The organism is Pseudaeromonas paramecii (genome assembly GCF_039540575.1).
Lineage (GTDB): Bacteria > Pseudomonadota > Gammaproteobacteria > Enterobacterales > Aeromonadaceae > Pseudaeromonas > Pseudaeromonas paramecii.
In genome coordinates this window covers 32,088-47,867 of the sequence record NZ_BAABFC010000021.1, presented here as the reverse complement: position 1 = coordinate 47,867, position 15,780 = coordinate 32,088, and the positions used below count along the sequence as shown (strand labels likewise).

29 protein-coding genes are annotated in these 15,780 nt (G+C 55.2%); all 29 read right to left on the bottom strand.

Annotation, left to right across the window (positions count from 1 at the left end; all coding sequences use genetic code 11):
• Window positions 1-331: 331 nt before the first annotated feature.
• Entirely contained in the window at window positions 332-718 is a 387-nt protein-coding gene (gene rplQ / locus ABD847_RS14255) for a 50S ribosomal protein L17 (RefSeq protein WP_345014193.1), read from the bottom strand.
• 43 nt (window positions 719-761) lie between these two features.
• The gene (locus ABD847_RS14250) at window positions 762-1,751 is read right to left on the bottom strand and encodes a DNA-directed RNA polymerase subunit alpha (RefSeq protein WP_345014191.1); all 990 of its coding nucleotides are present in this window, start codon (window positions 1,749-1,751) and stop codon (window positions 762-764) included.
• 24 nt (window positions 1,752-1,775) lie between these two features.
• A complete protein-coding gene (gene rpsD, locus ABD847_RS14245; RefSeq protein ID WP_345014189.1) occupies window positions 1,776-2,396 on the bottom strand; it encodes a 30S ribosomal protein S4 in 621 nt (206 codons plus the stop codon).
• A 36-nt stretch (window positions 2,397-2,432) separates the two neighbouring features.
• The gene (gene rpsK, locus ABD847_RS14240) at window positions 2,433-2,822 is read right to left on the bottom strand and encodes a 30S ribosomal protein S11 (RefSeq protein ID WP_012728351.1); all 390 of its coding nucleotides are present in this window, start codon (window positions 2,820-2,822) and stop codon (window positions 2,433-2,435) included.
• Between the two features lie 17 nt (window positions 2,823-2,839).
• Window positions 2,840-3,196 (bottom strand): 30S ribosomal protein S13, encoded by a 357-nt coding sequence (gene rpsM / locus ABD847_RS14235; RefSeq protein WP_345014184.1) that lies wholly within the window; start codon window positions 3,194-3,196, stop codon window positions 2,840-2,842.
• Window positions 3,197-3,335: 139 nt separating this feature from the next.
• Window positions 3,336-3,449 (bottom strand): 50S ribosomal protein L36, encoded by a 114-nt coding sequence (rpmJ, locus tag ABD847_RS14230; RefSeq protein WP_005319705.1) that lies wholly within the window; start codon window positions 3,447-3,449, stop codon window positions 3,336-3,338.
• A 30-nt stretch (window positions 3,450-3,479) separates the two neighbouring features.
• A complete protein-coding gene (secY, locus tag ABD847_RS14225) occupies window positions 3,480-4,811 on the bottom strand; it encodes a preprotein translocase subunit SecY (protein WP_345014182.1) in 1,332 nt (443 codons plus the stop codon).
• Window positions 4,812-4,819: 8 nt separating this feature from the next.
• The gene (rplO, locus tag ABD847_RS14220; RefSeq protein WP_345014180.1) at window positions 4,820-5,254 is read right to left on the bottom strand and encodes a 50S ribosomal protein L15; all 435 of its coding nucleotides are present in this window, start codon (window positions 5,252-5,254) and stop codon (window positions 4,820-4,822) included.
• A gap of 3 nt (window positions 5,255-5,257) precedes the next feature.
• Entirely contained in the window at window positions 5,258-5,440 is a 183-nt protein-coding gene (gene rpmD / locus ABD847_RS14215; RefSeq protein WP_345014178.1) for a 50S ribosomal protein L30, read from the bottom strand.
• Window positions 5,441-5,446: 6 nt separating this feature from the next.
• Complete coding sequence (gene rpsE, locus ABD847_RS14210) at window positions 5,447-5,947, bottom strand: 30S ribosomal protein S5 (RefSeq protein ID WP_345014176.1); 501 nt, start codon at window positions 5,945-5,947, stop codon at window positions 5,447-5,449.
• Window positions 5,948-5,961: 14 nt separating this feature from the next.
• Window positions 5,962-6,315: a 50S ribosomal protein L18 gene (rplR, locus tag ABD847_RS14205; protein ID WP_345014174.1), complete on the bottom strand. Its 354-nt coding sequence runs from the start codon at window positions 6,313-6,315 to the stop codon at window positions 5,962-5,964.
• A 9-nt stretch (window positions 6,316-6,324) separates the two neighbouring features.
• The gene (gene rplF / locus ABD847_RS14200) at window positions 6,325-6,858 is read right to left on the bottom strand and encodes a 50S ribosomal protein L6 (RefSeq protein WP_345014172.1); all 534 of its coding nucleotides are present in this window, start codon (window positions 6,856-6,858) and stop codon (window positions 6,325-6,327) included.
• Window positions 6,859-6,870: 12 nt separating this feature from the next.
• On the bottom strand, window positions 6,871-7,263 hold the full coding sequence (rpsH, locus tag ABD847_RS14195; protein ID WP_345014170.1) for a 30S ribosomal protein S8: 393 nt from the start codon (window positions 7,261-7,263) through the stop codon (window positions 6,871-6,873).
• Between the two features lie 22 nt (window positions 7,264-7,285).
• Window positions 7,286-7,591: a 30S ribosomal protein S14 gene (gene rpsN, locus ABD847_RS14190; RefSeq protein ID WP_345014168.1), complete on the bottom strand. Its 306-nt coding sequence runs from the start codon at window positions 7,589-7,591 to the stop codon at window positions 7,286-7,288.
• A gap of 11 nt (window positions 7,592-7,602) precedes the next feature.
• The gene (gene rplE / locus ABD847_RS14185; protein WP_345014166.1) at window positions 7,603-8,142 is read right to left on the bottom strand and encodes a 50S ribosomal protein L5; all 540 of its coding nucleotides are present in this window, start codon (window positions 8,140-8,142) and stop codon (window positions 7,603-7,605) included.
• A gap of 14 nt (window positions 8,143-8,156) precedes the next feature.
• Window positions 8,157-8,474, bottom strand: coding sequence for a 50S ribosomal protein L24 (gene rplX, locus ABD847_RS14180; protein ID WP_345014164.1), 318 nt, complete (start codon window positions 8,472-8,474; stop codon window positions 8,157-8,159).
• Between the two features lie 11 nt (window positions 8,475-8,485).
• The gene (rplN, locus tag ABD847_RS14175; RefSeq protein ID WP_345014162.1) at window positions 8,486-8,854 is read right to left on the bottom strand and encodes a 50S ribosomal protein L14; all 369 of its coding nucleotides are present in this window, start codon (window positions 8,852-8,854) and stop codon (window positions 8,486-8,488) included.
• A 145-nt stretch (window positions 8,855-8,999) separates the two neighbouring features.
• Window positions 9,000-9,248: a 30S ribosomal protein S17 gene (gene rpsQ, locus ABD847_RS14170; RefSeq protein ID WP_345014160.1), complete on the bottom strand. Its 249-nt coding sequence runs from the start codon at window positions 9,246-9,248 to the stop codon at window positions 9,000-9,002.
• Window positions 9,248-9,439: a 50S ribosomal protein L29 gene (rpmC, locus tag ABD847_RS14165; RefSeq protein WP_345014158.1), complete on the bottom strand. Its 192-nt coding sequence runs from the start codon at window positions 9,437-9,439 to the stop codon at window positions 9,248-9,250. The genes rpsQ and rpmC overlap by 1 nt, the downstream gene beginning before the upstream one ends.
• Complete coding sequence (gene rplP / locus ABD847_RS14160; protein ID WP_345014156.1) at window positions 9,439-9,852, bottom strand: 50S ribosomal protein L16; 414 nt, start codon at window positions 9,850-9,852, stop codon at window positions 9,439-9,441. Before rplP ends, rpmC begins: the two co-directional genes overlap by 1 nt.
• Window positions 9,853-9,865: 13 nt before the next feature.
• A complete protein-coding gene (rpsC, locus tag ABD847_RS14155; protein ID WP_345014154.1) occupies window positions 9,866-10,582 on the bottom strand; it encodes a 30S ribosomal protein S3 in 717 nt (238 codons plus the stop codon).
• 3 nt (window positions 10,583-10,585) lie between these two features.
• Window positions 10,586-10,930, bottom strand: coding sequence for a 50S ribosomal protein L22 (gene rplV / locus ABD847_RS14150; protein ID WP_345014199.1), 345 nt, complete (start codon window positions 10,928-10,930; stop codon window positions 10,586-10,588).
• 10 nt (window positions 10,931-10,940) lie between these two features.
• Window positions 10,941-11,219: a 30S ribosomal protein S19 gene (gene rpsS, locus ABD847_RS14145; RefSeq protein ID WP_345014152.1), complete on the bottom strand. Its 279-nt coding sequence runs from the start codon at window positions 11,217-11,219 to the stop codon at window positions 10,941-10,943.
• A 21-nt stretch (window positions 11,220-11,240) separates the two neighbouring features.
• Window positions 11,241-12,062 (bottom strand): 50S ribosomal protein L2, encoded by an 822-nt coding sequence (gene rplB / locus ABD847_RS14140; protein ID WP_345014149.1) that lies wholly within the window; start codon window positions 12,060-12,062, stop codon window positions 11,241-11,243.
• Between the two features lie 15 nt (window positions 12,063-12,077).
• Window positions 12,078-12,383, bottom strand: coding sequence for a 50S ribosomal protein L23 (rplW, locus tag ABD847_RS14135; protein ID WP_425568469.1), 306 nt, complete (start codon window positions 12,381-12,383; stop codon window positions 12,078-12,080).
• A complete protein-coding gene (gene rplD / locus ABD847_RS14130; protein WP_345014147.1) occupies window positions 12,380-12,985 on the bottom strand; it encodes a 50S ribosomal protein L4 in 606 nt (201 codons plus the stop codon). Before rplD ends, rplW begins: the two co-directional genes overlap by 4 nt.
• 17 nt (window positions 12,986-13,002) lie before the next feature.
• A complete protein-coding gene (gene rplC, locus ABD847_RS14125) occupies window positions 13,003-13,641 on the bottom strand; it encodes a 50S ribosomal protein L3 (RefSeq protein WP_345014145.1) in 639 nt (212 codons plus the stop codon).
• A gap of 23 nt (window positions 13,642-13,664) precedes the next feature.
• The gene (gene rpsJ, locus ABD847_RS14120; RefSeq protein WP_005307944.1) at window positions 13,665-13,976 is read right to left on the bottom strand and encodes a 30S ribosomal protein S10; all 312 of its coding nucleotides are present in this window, start codon (window positions 13,974-13,976) and stop codon (window positions 13,665-13,667) included.
• Between the two features lie 334 nt (window positions 13,977-14,310).
• Window positions 14,311-15,696 (bottom strand): argininosuccinate lyase, encoded by a 1,386-nt coding sequence (gene argH / locus ABD847_RS14115; protein WP_345014143.1) that lies wholly within the window; start codon window positions 15,694-15,696, stop codon window positions 14,311-14,313.
• Window positions 15,697-15,780: the final 84 nt, after the last annotated feature.

The following is a 15,780-nucleotide window of genomic DNA, read 5'->3' as shown; positions in this document are numbered from 1 at the left end:
TTTGTCGATTGACTTCAACCTCTGCGAGTGCCCACACAGATTGCTTGAATTGAATTGTTAAAGAGCGGTTTGACCCGGTTTCACCGGCGTCGTGGGATGCGCATCTTACTCGCTTCCCGCTTTGAGTCAAGCGCTATTTTCTCGCCGCTTTCCTCTGCTGCCGGGCTGTGCCCTGACAACGAGGGCGCATTATAGGGAGCGAAATTTACTTGGCAAGAGGTTAAGTGAAAAAAATCACAAACAACATAACTGACCGTAAATAACGCTACAAAACACGCCATCCAATAAAACAAAAGGCCGGGTTTCCCCGGCCTTTATTGCATTTGCTGAATTACTCTTCAGCGGCAGCTTCAGCGGCGGCAGGACGACCTACCAGCTCGATGTAAGCCATGGGTGCATTATCACCGGCGCGGAAACCGCACTTGAGGATGCGGGTGTAACCACCAGCACGCTCAAGGTAGCGCGGACCGAGTTCGGTAAACAGCTTGCCCACCACTTCTTTATCTTGGGTGCGGGCAAAGGCCAGACGACGGTTTGCAACGCTGTCAGTCTTGGCAAGTGTAATCAAAGGTTCAACTACACGACGCAGCTCTTTGGCCTTGGGCAGAGTCGTCTTGATAATTTCATGACGAACAAGGGAGCTGGCCATGTTGCGGAACATAGCCTGACGGTGGCTGCTGTTCCGGTTCAGTTGACGACCACTCAAACGATGGCGCATGACCTAATCCTTCTAACTAAATCAGTGGAATCCGTAATCTGGATTACTCGTCAGCGATGCTGGCAGGCGGCCAGTTCTCCAGGCGCATGCCCAGAGAAAGACCACGAGAGGCCAGGACGTCTTTGATTTCAGTCAAAGACTTCTTACCCAGGTTAGGCGTCTTAAGCAGCTCAACCTCGGTACGCTGTACCAGATCACCAATGTAATGGATGGCTTCTGCCTTCAGACAGTTCGCAGAGCGAACCGTCAGTTCCAGGTCATCGACAGGACGCAGCAGGATCGGATCGAATTCCGGCTTCTCTTCCTTCTTCTCCGGTACGGAGACATCACGCAGGTCCACAAAGGCATCCAGCTGCTCAGCCAAAATGGTGGCAGCACGACGGATGGCTTCCTCGGGGTCCAGGGTGCCGTTGGTTTCCATATCGATAACCAACTTGTCCAGGTCAGTCCGTTGCTCAACACGAGCCGCATCGACATTGTAGGCGATGCGAACTACCGGGCTGAAAGCAGCATCCAACAGCAGACGGCCGATCGGACGCTCTTCATCATCGGCATGAGCACGAGCAGAAGCGGGAACATACCCACGACCACGCTGCACCTTCAAGCGCATGCTGATTTCAGCATGATCACTGGTCAGATTGCAGATCAGGTGGTCGGGGTTGACGATAACAACATCATCACCATGGACGATGTCACCTGCGGTGACAGGGCCCGCACCAGACTTGGTCAGTGACAGGGTGACTTCGTCCTTCCCGTCCAGCTTCACAGCTACACCCTTGAGGTTCAGCAGAATCTCCAGGATGTCTTCCTGAATACCTTCTTTACTGCTGTACTCGTGCAGCACACCGTCGATTTCAACTTCGGTGATCGCACAGCCAGGCATAGAGGAAAGGAGGATGCGACGCAGCGCGTTACCCAGCGTATGACCAAAACCACGCTCCAACGGCTCAAGCGTAACTTTCGCATGAGTCGGGTTGAGTTGTTCAATGTCAACCAGCCGTGGCTTAAGAAAATCTGTTACAGAACCCAGCATTATGTCCTCTCTTAGAAGCTAGCCTTACTTGGAGTAAAGCTCGACGATCAGCTGTTCGTTGATATCAGCGGACAGATCGGAGCGCTCCGGCAGACGCTTGTAAACGCCTTCCAGCTTGTCGGCATCAACCTCAAGCCAGGTGGGCTTTTCGCGCTGGCCGGACAGGTCCATAGCGGCCTTGATCCGAGCTTGCTTCTTCGCCTTTTCACGAACGGCAACCACGTCTTCCGGGGAAACCTGGAAAGAAGGAATGTTCACAACGCGACCGTTAACTACGATGGCCTTGTGGCTTACCAGCTGACGCGCTTCGGCGCGAGTAGCACCAAAACCCATGCGGTAAACTACGTTGTCGAGACGACCTTCCAGCAGTTGCAGCAGGTTCTCACCGGTGTTGCCCTTGATCCGAGCAGCTTCGCGGTAATAGTTACGGAATTGCTTTTCCAGAATGCCGTAAATACGACGAACCTTTTGCTTTTCACGCAACTGAACGCCGTAGTCAGACAGACGCGGCTTGCGCGCACCATGTTGACCCGGGGCGGTATCAATTTTGCACTTTGAGTCAATCGCGCGAACACCTGACTTCAGGAACAGGTCAGTGCCCTCACGACGGCTAAGCTTGAGCTTAGGACCGATATATCTTGCCATGTTCTTTCTCCAACAATCCTAATCCAAAAAGCAACGTTACACGCGGCGCTTTTTGGGAGGACGACAACCGTTATGCGGGATCGGAGTCACATCAGTGATGTTAGTAATGCGGAAACCAGCCGCATTCAGAGCACGGATAGAGGACTCACGGCCAGGGCCAGGGCCCTTTACCATCACTTCCAGGTTCTTAACGCCATATTCTTTGGCGATTTCACCAGCACGTTCAGCAGCCACCTGGGCGGCGAACGGAGTGGACTTACGAGAACCACGGAAACCAGAACCACCAGCAGTAGCCCATGAAAGAGCATTGCCTTGGCGGTCGGTGATGGTGACGATTGTGTTGTTGAAAGAAGCATGTACGTGAGCGATACCATCACTCACTTGCTTTCTTACGCGCTTACGAGCACGAGTCGGAGCTTTTGCCATTTTCTACACCTTCCCGCTTACTTCTTGATGGGCTTACGCGGACCCTTACGGGTACGAGCGTTGGTCTTGGTGCGCTGCCCACGGACAGGCAGACCGCGACGATGACGCAGACCGCGATAGCACCCCAGATCCATCAATCGCTTGATGTTCATGGAGATTTCGCGACGCAGGTCACCTTCAACGGTGAACTTAGCTACTTGCTCACGCAGTTTTTCGATCTGGGCTTCGTCCAGATCCTTGATCTTCACATCCTCGGCAATCCCGGATTCAGCACAAATCAGCTTAGCGCGGGTGTTGCCAACGCCATAAATAGCTGTCAAAGCGATGACAGCATGCTTATGGTCAGGAATGTTAATGCCAGCGATACGGGCCACTATAGCACTCCTACAAAGTAATAAAAATTTGACCACCACAAAGCCCGTTCCGGATACATGGTGGTCTACCAACACAACAAAGGTGGCTGGCTAATTTAGCCAGCACGCCTTCTTTTTGCAAGTCTCTACCGTAAATAAATCAGCCTTGGCGCTGTTTATGCTTAGGCTCGCTGCAGATCACACGAACCACACCGTGGCGCTTGATGATCTTGCAGTTACGGCAGATGGCCTTAACGGAAGCACGAACTTTCATTGCTTAACTCCGTAACTAGTAACGCCAACCTTAGCGGCCGTAGCCCTTCAGGTTAGCCTTTCTCAGAACATCCCCATACTGATTAGACATCATATGGGTCTGAACCTGAGCCATGAAGTCCATGATGACTACCACGATAATCAGCAGCGAGGTGCCACCGAAATAGAACTGTACGTTCCAGGCATTCATCAAGAACTGGGGAACAAGACAGATAAAGGTGATGTACAGGGCGCCAGCCAGAGTCAGGCGGGTCATCACTTTATCGATAAATCTTGCAGTTTGTTCGCCAGGACGGATCCCAGGGATAAATGCACCGCTCTTCTTCAAGTTATCTGCCGTCTCGCGCGGATTAAATACCAGCGCAGTATAGAAGAAGCTGAAGAAGATGATCGCGGCCGCATACAGCATCTCGTACAGCGGCTGACCGGGTTGCAGAGTCATCGAGATTTCTTGCAACAGGTTAGCCACCCAGCTGTCACCTTGACCAAACCATGAGGCAATGGTGCCGGGGAACAGTATGATGCTGGAGGCGAAAATCGCCGGAATAACGCCAGCCATGTTCAGTTTGAGCGGCAGATGCGTACTCTGTGCGGCGAAGACGCGGTTACCCTGTTGACGCTTGGCATAGTTCACAACGATGCGACGCTGCCCACGCTCAACAAACACCACGAAATAAGTCACAGCAAAGACGATCACTGCCAGCAACAACAGCAACAGGATGTGCAATTCGCCTTGACGCGCTTGCTCTGCCGTTGCGCCCAACGCATGCGGCAGGCCGGCGATGATACCTACGAAGATAATCAACGAGATACCATTACCAATCCCCCGCTCGGTGATCTGTTCACCCAACCACATCAAGAACATGGTACCGGTGACCAGGCTAACGACGGCGGTGAAATAGAAGCCAAAGCCAGTGTGAACCACCAGCCCCTGCATCATATTCGGCAAGCCTGTCGCAATCCCCGTAGCTTGGAACGTTGCCAGAACCAACGTGCCATATCTTGTGTACTGACTGATCTTGCGGCGACCGCTTTCCCCTTCCTTCTTCAGCTCAGCCAAAGCAGGATGGATGACCGTCAGCAGCTGGATGATGATGGATGCCGAAATGTACGGCATGATCCCCAGCGCAAAGATAGAGGCGCGAGAGAGGGCACCACCACTGAACATGTTGAACATTTCAATGATGGTCCCTTTCTGCTGCTGGAACAGCTCGGCAAGAACATTGGCATCAATCCCAGGAATTGGCACATAGGAGCCTGCTCGGAAAACGATAATCGCCCCGAGAACGAAGAGCAAACGACTCTTCAGTTCACTCAGACCGCCCTGTGAGTTTTTAGCTTCAAATCCTGGTTTCTTAGCCATGTTGCTTATTATTCCTCGATCTTACCGCCTGCGGCTTCGATGGCGGCGCGGGCACCCTTGGTGACGCCCAGACCGCGAACGGTCACTGCACGCTCAATCTTGCCAGACAGAACAACCTTGGCGAACTCGATGTTCTTAGTGATAACACCGGCTTGCTTCAGGGTGTTCAGGTCGACTACGTCGCCTTCTACCGCAGCGATTTCGTTCAGACGAACTTCGGTGGTTACTGCACCCTTACGGGAGAAGAAACCGAACTTCGGCAGACGCTGCTTCAACGGCATTTGACCGCCTTCAAAGCCCAGACGGACACCGCCGCCTGAACGAGAGCCCGCGCCCTTGTGACCACGGCCGCCGGTCTTACCCAGACCAGAACCGATACCACGACCCCGACGCTTCTTCTCAGGCTTAGAACCTGCGGCCGGAGAAAGAGTGTTCAAACGCATGGATTACTCCTCCACCTTAACCATGTAGAAAACCCGGTTGATCATGCCGCGTACGCAGGCAGTATCTTCCAGTTCTACAGTGTGACCAATGCGACGCAGGCCCAGGCCACGCAGGGTTGCCTTGTGCTTCGGCAGACGACCGATCGCACTGCGAGTCTGAGTTACTTTTACAGTTTTATTAGCCATGGCGCATTACCCCAGAATTTCATCTACGCTCAGACCACGCTTCGCAGCCACTTGCTCAGGAGACTTAATCTGAGCCAGGGCATCGATGGTAGCGCGGACTACGTTCATCGGGTTGGTGGAGCCGTAAGTCTTCGCCAGTACGTTGTGTACACCAGCCACTTCCAGCACGGCACGCATGGCACCGCCAGCGATGATACCCGTACCTTGAGAAGCAGGCTTCATGAACACGTTGGAACCAGCGTGGACGCCCGTCACCGGATGGTGCAGAGTGCCAGCATTCAGCTCAACCTTGGTCAGGTTGCGACGAGCTTGTTCCATAGCCTTTTGAATGGCAGCCGGAACTTCGCGAGCCTTACCGTAACCAAAACCTACACGGCCGTTACCGTCACCCACTACAGTCAGTGCGGTGAAGGAGAAAATACGACCACCCTTAACAACCTTTGAAACACGGTTTACTGCAACCAGCTTTTCCTGCAGTTCACCGGCTTGAGATTCGATTTTAGACATTGTCGACTCCTAGCTTAGAACTGAAGGCCAGCATCACGAGCAGCAGCAGCCAGAGCGGCTACACGACCGTGATATTGGAAACCGGAACGGTCAAACGCAACGGTGGTGACACCCTTGGCGATGGCGCGTTCAGCGATGGCCTTGCCCACAGCGGCAGCGGCTTCAGCGTTACCGGTGCTTTTCACCTGCTCAGCGATCGCCTTCTCTACAGTAGAGGCAGCGGCCAGCACTTCAGCACCGCTTGCGGCGATGATCTGAGCGTAAATGTGGCGCGGAGTACGGTGAACCACCAGACGAGTCGCACCCAGTTCCTGCATCTTCTTGCGTGCCTTAGTAGCACGACGGAGACGAGCTGCTTTCTTGTCCATAGTGTTACCTTACTTCTTCTTAGCTTCTTTAGTACGCACAACCTCATCGGAGTAGCGTACACCCTTGCCCTTATAAGGCTCCGGAGCGCGGTAAGCGCGGATATCCGCTGCCACCTGGCCCAGCAGCGCCTTATCGGCACTCTTCAGAACGATTTCAGTCTGAGACGGGCACTCGGCAGTCACACCAGCCGGCAACGCGTGCTCAACCGGATGTGAAAAGCCCAGCGCAAGTGCTACAGCATTGCCCTTGACGGAGGCACGATAACCCACGCCAACCAATTGCAACTTGCGCTCGAAGCCAGCGGTAACACCGATGACCATGTTGTTCACCAGGGCGCGAGCAGTACCGGCCTGAGCATCTGCGCCGACGATACCGTCGCGCGGAGCAAATTTCAGGACGTTCTCTTCCTTGGTGATCTCAACGGCAGCATTGATGATGCGGTTCAGAGAGCCATTCTTACCTTTTACGGTAATTTCTTGACCGTTCAGGTTTACTTCTACGCCGGCAGGAATCGCGACGGGTGCCTTAGCAACACGAGACATTTTCCTACCCCCTTACGCTACGTAGCAGATGATCTCACCGCCCATACCCGCTTTACGCGCGGCACGGTCGGTCATCACACCCTTAGAAGTGGAAACGACGGCGATACCCAGACCATTCATGATCTTTGGCAGTTCGCCGCACTTCTTGTAGATACGCAGACCAGGGCGGCTAACGCGCTGGATCAGCTCAACTACTGGCTTGCCCTGGAAATACTTCAGTTCAACTTCCAGTTCCGGCTTCGCGTCACCGACAATCTTATAGTCAGCCACGTAACCTTCTTCTTTCAGCAGCTTGGCGATTGCCACCTTCTGCTTGGAAGAAGGCATAGAAACCGCAACCTTGCCTGCCGCCTGACCGTTACGGATGCGGGTCAGCATGTCGGCGATCGGATCTTGCATGCTCATTTGTCTTACTCCCGTGATTCGATTACCAGCTGGCCTTCTTCAGACCAGGAATTTCGCCCTTCATCATGTGCTCGCGCACCTTGATGCGGCACAGACCAAACTTGCGCAGATAGCCATGCGGACGACCGGTGATGTTACAACGGTTGCGCTGACGGCTCGGGCTAGAGTCACGAGGGAGTTGTTGGAGCTTGAGCACGGCATCCCAACGGGCTTCGTCAGAAGCATTAACGTCGGAGATGATCGCCTTCAGAGCAGTACGTTTTTCAAAGTACTTTTCAACCAGTTTGGCACGCTTAACTTCACGTGCTTTCATGGATAATTTTGCCATAACCCTACACCTTACTTGCGGAATGGGAAGCTAAAGGCAGCCAGCAGAGCACGGCCTTCTTCATCAGTCTGAGCGGTAGTGGTGATAGTGATATCCATCCCGCGCACCTTGTCGACCTTGTCATAGTCGATTTCGGGGAAGATGATCTGCTCACGCACACCCATGGAGTAGTTACCACGACCATCGAAGGACTTGGCGCTCACACCACGGAAGTCACGCACGCGCGGCAGCGCGATGCAGATCAAACGTTCCAGGAATTCCCACATACGCTCGCCGCGCAGGGTTACTTTACAACCGATCGGGTAGCCTTCACGGATCTTGAAGCCTGCAACAGACTTGCGAGCCTTGGTAACCAGCGGTTTTTGACCAGAAATAGCAGCCAGATCTGCGACCGCGTTTTCCAGGATCTTCTTGTCCGCAAGGGCCTCACCGACACCCATGTTCAGGGTGATCTTTTCGATCCGAGGGACTTGCATGACAGTCTTGTAGCCGAACTGAGTCATCAGTTCACTAACTACTTTCTGCTTGTATGAATCATGCAGTTTCGCCATCGTTAAACTCCAAATTACTTAACAAGTTCGCCGTTGGACTTGAAGAAGCGAACCTTCTTGCCGTCTTCAGTCCGGAAACCAACACGATCCGCCTTGCCAGTGGCAGGGTTGAAGATCGCTACGTTGGATACATCAATCGGGGTCTCTTTGGTGACGATGCCACCAGCCACACCCAGAGCCGGAACCGGCTTTTGGTGCTTCTTGACCTGATTGATGCCTTCTACGATTACCTTACCGTGCTGAACCAGGACTTGAGTGACTTTGCCACGCTTGCCCTTGTCCTTACCGGTCAGAACAATTACTTCGTCATCACGACGGATTTTTGCTGCCATGTTTCGACTCCTTACAGTACTTCCGGGGCCAGGGAGACGATCTTCATGAACTTCTCAGAACGCAGTTCACGAGTCACCGGGCCGAAGATACGGGTACCGATCGGCTGATGGTTGTTGTTCAACAGCACAGCCGCGTTGCGGTCGAAACGGATGACAGACCCATCCTGACGGCGAACGCCTTTCTTGGTGCGAACGACCACCGCGTTTACTACATCACCCTTCTTCACCTTACCGCGGGGAATGGCTTCCTTGATGGAAACCTTGATGATGTCACCGATACCGGCGTAGCGGCGGTGCGAACCACCCAGAACCTTAATACACATTACGCTGCGAGCGCCGGAGTTGTCGGCGACGTCCAGCATACTTTGCATTTGGATCATGTTAGTGCTCCGCTTTACTTTACTACTTACCCCTTTCGGGATCTGGCTGCCATTAAAGGCGCGGCATAATACCACGGTAGATCCGGAAATGGTAGCCGAAAAAAAGAACGGCCCCGGAGGGCCGTCCCGTTAGTGTGAAGGCGGATTAGGCCTTCTCAACGATGCTGACCAGGGTCCAGGACTTGGTCTTGGACAGCGGACGACATTCGCGGATTTCCACGAGGTCGCCGGCCTTGCATTCGTTGTTCTCGTCATGCACGTGCAGCTTGGTGGTACGCACGATAATCTTCCCGTAGATCGGGTGCTTTACCTTACGCTCAACCGCAACAGTGATGGACTTGTCCATCTTGTCGCTAACCACACGACCTTGCAGAGTACGGATTTTATCGGTCATTACGCACCCGCCTTCTCAGTCAGAACAGTCTTCACGCGCGCGATATCGCGGCGTACTTGCTTCAGAGTGTGAGTCTGAGCCAGTTGACCGGTGCTGGCTTGGATGCGCAGGTTAAACTGCTCACGCAGCAGACCGATCAGCTCGGCGTTCAGTTCTTCAACGCTCTTTTGACGCAGATCTTGAGCTTTCATCACATTACCGTCCGAGTTACGAAAGTGGTCTTAACTGACAGTTTAGCGGCCGCCAGGGCGAACGCTTCACGAGCCAGAGCTTCAGGCACACCGTCCATCTCGTACAGCATCTTACCCGGTTGGATCAGGGCGACCCAGTACTCCACGTTACCCTTACCTTTACCCATACGAACTTCGAGGGGCTTTTCGGTAATCGGCTTGTCCGGGAATACACGGATCCAGATCTTACCTTGACGCTTAACGTGACGAGTCATCGCACGACGAGCTGCTTCGATCTGACGAGCAGTCAGTTGACCGCGAGATACCGCCTTCAGACCAAAGGTACCGAAGGAAACTTCGTTACCGGCATTCGCCAGGCCGCGGTTACGGCCCTTATGGATCTTGCGGAATTTTGTACGCTTAGGTTGCAACATTTACCCAATCTCCTTACTTAGCAGCACGCGGCTTGCGCTTCGGCTTGGCAGGAGCGGGTTCTTGTTGAGCAGCCGCGGCAGCAGCGTTCACTGCAGCCAGACCACCCAGCACCTCACCCTTGAAGATCCAAACCTTGACGCCGATTACGCCGTAGGTGGTGTGAGCTTCAGAAGTTGCGTAGTCGATATCTGCACGCAGAGTGTGCAGGGGCACGCGACCTTCGCGGTACCATTCGGTACGGGCGATTTCCGCGCCACCCAGACGACCGCTCACCTCGACCTTGATGCCCTTGGCGCCCAGACGCATGGCGTTTTGGACGGCACGCTTCATGGCACGACGGAACATCACACGGCGCTCGAGCTGAGAGGTAATGCTGTCAGCTACCAGTTGGCCGTCCAGTTCGGGCTTGCGAACTTCGGAGATGTTGATCTGAGCAGGTACGCCGCTCAGCTTGGCAATGTGCTTCCGCAGCTTTTCTACGTCTTCACCCTTCTTGCCAATCACGACACCCGGACGAGCGGTGTGAATGGTCACACGGATGCTCTTGGCCGGACGTTCGATGACGATGCGAGCGACAGACGCAGCCTTCAGCTCCTTGGTCAGGTACTGACGTACCTGGAAGTCGCTGTACAGGTTGTCCGCAAAGTCAGCGGTGTTGGCATACCAAGTGGAGTTGAACGGCTTGGTGATGCCAAGACGAATACCATTAGGATGTACTTTCTGACCCATTGCTTATCTCCCAGCCTTAGCGTCGGATACCACCACAGTGATGTGGGCGGTACGCTTCAGGATACGGTCCGCGCGGCCCTTGGCACGGGGACGGATGCGCTTCATGCTCGGACCCTCATCAACCATGATGGTGGCGACCTTCAGCGTATCGATGTCCGCGCCTTCGTTGTGCTCGGCGTTAGCAATGGCTGACTCCAGAACCTTCTTGACCAGCACAGCAGCCTTCTTCGGGCTGAAGGTCAACAGGTTCAGGGCCCGCTCTACAGGCATACCACGTACCTGATCAGCAACCAGGCGTGCCTTCTGGGCAGAGGTACGGGCGAAACGGTGTTTAGCAATAGCTTGCATCATCTACCCCTTATCTCTTCTTGGCCTTCTTATCGGCGGCGTGGCCGCGATAAGTACGAGTCGGCGCAAATTCACCCAGCTTGTGACCGATCATTTCATCGGTAACGTACACAGGTACGTGCTGACGACCATTATGGACAGCGATGGTCAAACCGATCATATTCGGGATGATCATTGAACGACGGGACCAAGTCTTAATAGGCTTCTTGTCCCCGCTTTCCACCGCTTTCTCTACCTTCTTCAGCAAGTGCAGGTCAATAAATGGACCCTTCTTGAGAGAACGTGGCATGGCGATTCCTCTATAAAAGAATTACTTGTTACGACGACGTACGATGTACTTGTCGGTACGCTTGTTCTTGCGGGTCTTGTAGCCCTTGGACGGGGTACCCCAGGGTGACACGGGTTGCATACCCTTGTTACGCCCTTCACCACCACCATGCGGGTGATCGACCGGGTTCATCGCCATACCGCGAACGGTCGGACGAACACCACGCCAGCGGCTAGCACCGGCCTTACCCAGTTGACGCAGCATGTGCTCGGCGTTGCCGACTTCACCTACGGTGGCGCGACACTCAGACAGCACCTTACGCATTTCGCCAGAGCGCAGACGCAGGGTCACATAGGCGCCTTCACGGGCCAGGATCTGAGCGAATGCGCCAGCAGAACGAGCGATCTGAGCGCCCTTGCCCGGCTTCATTTCGATAGCGTGGACAGTGGTACCCACCGGGATGTTGCGCATCGGCAGGGTGTTACCTACCTTGATGGCCGCATCGATGCCGGAAGCAATCTTGTCGCCAGCCTGCAGGCCCTTGGGGGCCAGGATGTAGCGACGCTCACCGTCTGCGTACAGAACCAGCGCGATGTGAGCAGAACGGTTCGGATCGTATTCCAGGCGCTCAACGGTGGCAGGAATGCCATCCTTGTTGCGCTTGAAGTCGATCAAACGATAGTGCTGCTTGTGACCGCCGCCGATATGACGAGTGGTGATGTGACCGTTGTTGTTACGGCCACCGCTCTTGCGCTGATCTTCGATCAGGCCGGCAAAGGGCTTACCCTTGTGCAGTTCCGGGGTGACGATCTTGACGACGTGACGGCGACCCGGAGAAGTAGGCTTACATTTTACGATTGCCATTTAACTGGACTCCTCTTACTCGGCAGCGCCGCCCATGAAGTCGATGTCTTGACCCGGAACCAGCGTCACATAAGCCTTCTTCCAATCGGAACGACGGCCCATGCGAGCACCAGTACGCTTGGTCTTGCCCATCACGTTCAGGGTGCGAACAGCTTCAACTTTTACTTCAAACAGTTTTTCAACTGCAGCCTTGATTTCCGCCTTGGTCGCGTCAGTGGCAACCTTGAACACGATGGTGTTTTGCTTTTCAGCCACCATGGTGCTCTTCTCAGAGATGTGCGGAGCCTTCAGAACTTTCAGCAGACGCTCTTCACGGATCATGCCAGCATCTCCTCGATTTGCTTCACTGCGTCGGCAGTCATCAATACCTTGTCGAAAGCGATCAGGCTAACCGGGTCGAGGCCAGTCACATCGCGCACGTCAACCTTGTACAGGTTACGGGCGGCCAGGAACAGATTCTCATCGACTTCCGGAGTCACGATCAGCACATCGGCCAGGTCCAGACCCTTCAGCTTGGCTACCAGATCCTTGGTCTTGGGAGCATCGATACCGAACTGCTCAACCACGATCAGGCGCTCTTGACGTACCAGCTCAGACAGAATGCTCTGCAGAGCGGCGCGGTACATCTTCTTGTTCACCTTCTGGCTGTGGTCCTGAGGACGCGCAGCGAAGGTCACGCCACCGGAACGCCAAATGGGGGAACGGATGCTACCAGCACGGGCACGGCCAGTACCCTTCTGACGCCACGGCTTCTTACCGCCGCCAGACACTTCGGAACGGCTCTTCTGAGCGCGGCTACCTTGGCGTGCGCCGTTGGCATAAGCCACAACTACCTGATGGATCAGGGCTTCGTTGAACTCACGCCCGAAGGTAGTTTCGGAAACTTGAAGAGCGCTCTGGGCGTCTTTCATTACCAATTCCATTACTATCTCCTCAGACGTTACGCTTTGACGGCGGGTTTAACGATCAGATCGCCGTTGGTTGCGCCAGGAACTGCGCCTTTAACCAGCAGCAGATTGCGTTCAACGTCGACACGAACCAGTTCCAGGGATTGAACGGTGATCCGTTCGTTGCCCAGATGACCAGCCATCTTTTTGCCCTTGAATACCTTACCCGGGGATTGGTTTTGACCGATGGAACCCGGAACGCGGTGCGAACGGGAGTTACCGTGGGTCATATCCTGAGTGCGGAAGTTCCAGCGCTTAACAGTACCGGCAAAGCCTTTACCCTTGGAGGTACCAGTAACGTCTACCTTTTTAACGTCAGCAAACACGCCAACGTTCAGCTCAGCACCAACGGCTACGTCGGCCGCTTCGCTTTCATTCAGACGAAATTCCCACAAACCACGACCAGCATCGACGCCGGCTTTAGCAAAGTGACCTGCTTCAGCCTTGGTCAGGCGGTTAGCCTTCTTGGTGCCGGTGGTAATCTGGATGGCAACATAGCCGTCGCTTTCCAGAGACTTAACCTGAGTCACACGGTTTGCTTCAACTTCGATAACAGTCACCGGGATGGACACGCCGTCTTCAGTGAAGACGCGGGTCATGCCCAGCTTGCGACCTACAAGACCGATTGTCATTGTTATCAACCTCTATTCCGTAATTAACCCAGGCTAATCTGTACATCGACGCCAGCGGCCAGATCCAGACGCATCAGGGCGTCAACGGTCTTGTCGGTGGGCTCAACGATGTCTACCAGACGCTTGTGAGTGCGGATCTCATACTGATCACGTGCGTCTTTGTTCACGTGTGGAGAAATCAGTACGGTGAAGCGCTCTTTGCGAGTCGGCAGCGGGATAGGACCGCGTACCTGGGCGCCAGTGCGCTTGGCAGTTTCAACGATCTCCGCGGTGGACTGGTCGATCAAACGATGATCAAAAGCCTTCAGGCGGATACGGATTCTTTGGTTCTGCATGGACCAGAGCTCCAAATGGCAAAAAGAACATAAAACCAAACCGACCAAACCCCATTGAGGTTGGTGGCTGATTTCAAACATTTCCCTTCCAATCGAAGGGACTGTGGAACCAGCGGTAGATATTCCACCGTGGCCGAGCCCGCAGGCTCTGCTTAGCCAGATTGGCAAGCCCGTGCATTATACGGATCCCTTGCGCCGTTGCAAGGGGTTATCTGCTGCTTTATTCAACAATCCGAGGCCCAGCAGCAGACTCTTCCACAGCGACATTCGCCCTACTGAAAAAAGGGGGCTAAGCCCCCTTCGTGTAGCGTTTTTCCGCGTGACGCACCGACCGTTACAACTGACGGGCCGCGAGGCGGGACTGCGCCTCGGCCAAGGCCGCCGCAATCTGATCCGGCGCCACGCCGCCCTTGGCCACCCGCTTGCCCAGGGTGGACTCCAGCGACAGCACAGGATAGACATCCTCAGCCATGACTGAGCTGAACTGCTGCAGCTCGGCCAGGCTCAGATCTTCCAGTGGCTTAGCCACCTGGATGGCATAGACCACGGCCTCACCGACGATATGGTGGGCCTCGCGGAACGGAATGCCCTTGGCCACCAGGTAATCGGCCAGTTCGGTGGCATTGGCGTAACCGCCCTGGGCCGCCGCCAGGGTGCGTGCCTGATTCACCTTGATGTCATCCAGCACCAGAGACGCCATGTCCAGGCAGTCGTGCCAGGTGTCCAGGGCATCGAACAGCCCTTCCTTGTCTTCCTGCATGTCCTTGTTGTAGGCCAGCGGCAGCGCCTTCAGGGTCATCATCATGCCCATCTGGGCGCCCACCACCCGACCCACCTTGCCACGGATCAGCTCCAGGGCATCGGGGTTCTTCTTCTGCGGCATCAAGGAGGAGCCGGAGGTGACCTTGTCGGACAGCTCGACGAAGCCCGCCTCACCGGTGTTGTAGAAGATGAGATCTTCGGCAAAGCGCGACAGGTGGATCATGGACAGGGAGGCACAGTTCATCAGCTCCACCACATGATCCCTGTCCGCCACCGTGTCCAGGCTGTTGCGGGTCGCCCCGGCAAAGCCCATGTCCAGTGCCAGGGCCTCACGGTCGATGGCGTAGGCGGTGCCAGCCAGGGCGCCGCAGCCCAGCGGGCTCAGGTTTAGTCGCGCCAGGGCATCCTGCAGCCGGCTGTAGTCGCGCTCCAGCATCTCCACATAGGCCAGGGCCCAGTGGGCGAAGGTGACGGGCTGGGCACGTTGCAGGTGGGTGTAGCCCGGCAGTACCGTACCCTGATGAGCATCGGCCACCGCCACCAGCTGCCGTTGCAGGCCGTGAATGGCCAGCAGCAGCTGGGCGCCCTGGGTCTTGCACCAGAGCTTGAGATCCGTGGCCACCTGGTCGTTACGGGAACGGCCGGTGTGCAGCTTCTTGCCCAAATCCCCTACCCGCGCGATGAGCTGACTCTCCACCCAGGAGTGAATGTCCTCGGCGTCCGATTGCAGTATCTGCTCGGGATCGGCCTGCACCTGGGCCAGCAGATCCTGCATGGCCGCCTCCAGCTTGCGCTGTTCCTCGGCGGTGAGTACCCCCACCTTAACCAACGCCCGCGACCAGCTGATGGACCCCAGCACATCCTGCTCGGCCAGCCGATAGTCAAACGGCAGTGAGTCGTTGAATTGTTTAAACCGCGTATCAGCCGCCTGGCTGAACCGTCCGCCCCATAAGGCCATGGCGCTTCTCCAAATCTGTCTGTTCAAGAAATGACGACTCCCGCCAGGGCAGGAGTCGTTGGATTACTGGCGCCCCTGAGGGAG